This is a genomic window from Pseudomonas sp. NPDC077649, from assembly GCF_044542855.1.
Classification (GTDB): Bacteria; Pseudomonadota; Gammaproteobacteria; order Pseudomonadales; family Pseudomonadaceae; genus Aquipseudomonas.
Window position 1 is genome coordinate 1 of record NZ_JBITVF010000018.1, and the last position, 1,784, is coordinate 1,784.

The window sequence follows — 1,784 nt, forward strand, 5'->3', positions numbered from 1 at the left end:
CTGCGATTCGCCTCATAACGGCTCTCCCACTCTTCAATCACCGACGCCTTGGTATAGAACCGGGGTGTGGGGAGAGTCCATTACAGCATTCAAATCGCTCGCTGTGCTCGCTGGGACGGGCTAAAGCCCGCCCCTTAACCAAACGTTATACACAAACTCTAATCCTCGCAGAGGTCGCCAACCTTGAAAGAAATTTTTGATCCAGAATTCGAGAGCATGAGACTAAATCAGCTGACCAAGCAGTGCCTTTTAGATATGGAAATTTCTGGCGAGGTGTTTTTTGGGGCACTTGGTAAAGAAAATCGGCTTGATTTTGCAACATTCTTTTTTGACAAACCCGACCAAGAGAAAATAGACAACTCAGGCTATAAAGATTCCTTGATGAGTCTCTTAGACTGCTTAATCATCTATCGCAGCAGCCATGAGCAAGAATTTTCTCGTGACGGAATTGTAAGAATTAAAGATTCATCCGCCTCGATAGAATGGATTAAAGACGGTGAAGCAGAGACTCTCGCAGACATCAAGAAGAGCACCACCCCACAATGACAAGCCAAATAACAGCCTCATCAATTGACAAAAATAATTTTTATACCGCAGTCGAAAACTTATTCACCACCTTCCCTGAAAAAATAACCTGCGCATCTGAAGAGAGTTTTCGAAGAGTATACGACTCGGAACATGCAAAAAAAGCGAAGAATATAGTCTATCTATTTCGCAGCGAGAAAAATGTTAGCCGCCTGAAAGGCGAGAGCAATATAATTTATATCGGCCAAACGAAATATAGCTTCAATAAACGATATCACCCTCACGCAAAACTCCATGCAACATCAGAAGCAAACTCCCTAAAGTTTTCGCACATCATCGAAAACTACGGCCCCATTAGCATCTCGGTATGTGACTTCTCAATATTTGGGGAAAGCCTTTTACAGGCCGAGGGGCAGTTGCTGTGGTGGTACTTCCAAAACCACTGTGAGTACCCGCCCATAAACTACACAAAAACAAAAGTAAGAAATAGTGTGGTTCGCGTATAACTATGCGCTCAAATCGTTCGCTTCGCTCACTGGGACTGGCTAAAGCCAGCCCCTTAGCTTAATCGTTATGGCGCTGAGGAAAGTTAATTGGGTAACTTTAAGTTCTGTCCTGATATTTCTGGAATAGCCCCTATTGAGTTTAAGCCTTACATGGTCGAGAGCGCCTACGACTACTACATGATATGCATAACATCACCACATCAACGGATGAGCATCCAAACAGTGATGTGCGCGCTAGCCATCGAAATTCTACTAAAAAGCTTCCATGCCAAAGTAACGGGAAACCATGGAAAACTAAATGAAACCTACGGATTCAATAAAAGAGAGAGTCTACCCAAGGAGGCAAACGCACATGACCTGATAGCGCTCTACGAAGCGTTACCTAAAGAAATCAAAGAATACTTATTCAAACCAGTCGACCTTGAGATTTTGGCCGAGAATAAAGATCTATTCACCCAAAGCAGATATGTGTATGAGTCAACCGCAAACAAATCCCACAATGACAGCATCATAAAGCTAGCAGCCTGCTTAATATGCAAAATTATATTTCTATACAAACAGCACGAGTGTACTGATCCGTTCATAACTTCATTTGGCATCGAAGAATTCTACCTGAACCAAGTGCAGCAAATACTTGCGTATTCAGCGCCATAACAAATGGTATATGGACTCTCCCCGCAAGTAGCGAGCAAAGCTTTGCTTTTGCGCCTGTCGTCAGCGCGGTTGCATTCGTATATCCGGCCTTGAGTCGGG

General features: G+C 43.7%; 1 protein-coding gene. It reads left to right on the forward strand.

Annotation, left to right across the window (positions count from 1 at the left end; all coding sequences use genetic code 11):
- The first annotated feature begins 183 nt into the window (after window positions 1-183).
- Window positions 184-546, forward strand: coding sequence for a hypothetical protein (locus tag ACIGFL_RS24035; RefSeq protein ID WP_397498804.1), 363 nt, complete (start codon window positions 184-186; stop codon window positions 544-546).
- Window positions 547-1,784 lie beyond the last annotated feature (1,238 nt).